4 protein-coding genes are annotated in these 1,461 nt (G+C 66.5%); all 4 read right to left on the bottom strand.

Annotation, left to right across the window (positions count from 1 at the left end; genetic code table 11):
• Positions 1–358: Uma2 family endonuclease (locus AC08OP_RS18500; RefSeq protein WP_476615343.1), on the bottom strand; the 358-nt coding region annotated here is incomplete at its 3' end.
• Between the two features lie 151 nt (positions 359–509).
• Positions 510–938, bottom strand: a complete 429-nt coding sequence (locus AC08OP_RS18505; protein WP_476607448.1) for a PIN domain-containing protein — start codon at positions 936–938, stop codon at positions 510–512.
• Positions 935–1,174 carry a type II toxin-antitoxin system Phd/YefM family antitoxin gene (locus tag AC08OP_RS18510; RefSeq protein WP_476607447.1) on the bottom strand — a complete coding sequence of 80 codons (240 nt, stop codon included), beginning with the start codon at positions 1,172–1,174 and terminating at the stop codon, positions 935–937. The genes AC08OP_RS18505 and AC08OP_RS18510 overlap by 4 nt, the downstream gene beginning before the upstream one ends.
• 104 nt (positions 1,175–1,278) lie before the next feature.
• A partial coding sequence (locus AC08OP_RS18515; RefSeq protein ID WP_476615344.1) for a DDE-type integrase/transposase/recombinase occupies positions 1,279–1,461 on the bottom strand: 183 nt, incomplete at its 5' end.

The raw sequence follows: 1,461 nt of genomic DNA on the forward strand, positions 1-1,461 counted from the left end.
TCCGGTCGGTCGTCTCGGAGCCCGGCGAGACCACCTCGACGACGAGCAGAAGATGCTCGGGACGGGCCGGCATGATGTCGATCGTGTCGGTGCGGTACACGGCCACGTCCGGACGCCGATTCGTCAACGGCATGTCCTGAAGCCGAACATCGAAGTCGAAGTCCGCGTTCCAGCCCGGCCCGGCAGCAGCCTCCAACGCGACCGTGAGGATCTTGACTAGCCGGTTGTGACGCTTGGACGCGCTGGGGCTCACAACGACCATCCCGTCCACGATCTCGATGCCCGCGCACTGCTCCTCGGACCAGGAGTCGTATTCCTCCGCCGTGATCTGTTGGTGCATCCAGGCGGGAGGGATCATCCCCGCAGTGATGGCACACCTCCTTCAGATGATCCAACAGACCTGATCCCCGCCGAACCAGCGTAGCGCCGTACCCTCTGCGTCTCGGCCTCCCGCGGCAGCCCACCCGCACCCGCGAGGGTGACTGGGACTGACCCGGGCGTCCGGGCCGTCACCGCCTCGGGGAGATCCACGGGTTGACGAGCGGGGTGCCCATGGGGGCGAAGTCGGATTCGTTGCGGGTGACGAGCGTGAGGCTGTGGACATGGGCTGTGGCGGCGATGAGGGCGTCGTGGGCTGGGCGCCGATCGGGCACGTGGAGTCGTGCTGCCGAGTCGGCAACGGCCCGGTCGACGTCGAGCAGCCGGCCCCTGTAGACCGGGAGCACGTTCTGATCGAGCCACGAGTCCAGGACGGCCGCCTGCCGGGCGTCCTGCCGCCGCTTGTTTTCAATACCGGCGCGCAGTTCCAGCAGGGTGATGACCGAGAGGAAGGTGTCCGACGGTGACAGGGCCTCGGCCCAGGCGTTGAATCGATCATCCCTTCGCTTGGCGGGTTTGCGGAGCTCCGAGATGACGTTGGTGTCGAGCAGGAAGCTCACAGGTCGACCTCGCGTATCGAGTCTCGCGGCCGGACGGGCTCGAAGTCGATCTCCTCGTCCAGGACGAACGCGTCGCTCAAGCTGCCTGCGCTGCCAGTGAGCCGCTGGTAGTCAGCGAACGATAGCAGGACGTGCGACGGCCGACCGTGGTCAGTGATGATCACCGGTCCGCTGGTGGCGGCTCGCTTGACCGCGCTCACGTCGCGGTTGAACTCTCGTGACGAGACCATGGTCATTGCGACCACCTCCCCAGTAGGTACGTACCTACGTTACTTGCCTCAGGGGGCACTGTTGCATTGTGGGGAAGCTGGGCATGCCAGCGGGCCGGGCCGGCTGGCGGTCAGATGGCTGCGGCGAGCTCGGTGAACGTGGCGGTCAGCCGCAGGTGCGGGTGGGTATCGGTTCCGAGTTCGTAGTGGCCGCGGCGGATGTTCTGGACCAAGGCGTGCCCGGCACTGATCCTTTGGACGGAGCGTAGGCGTTTCAGTCCGCGCATGGGCCGGAGTCGTGCTTTCAGGCGGCC

The sequence above is a fragment of the Frankia sp. CeRuru1 genome, from assembly GCF_977966315.1.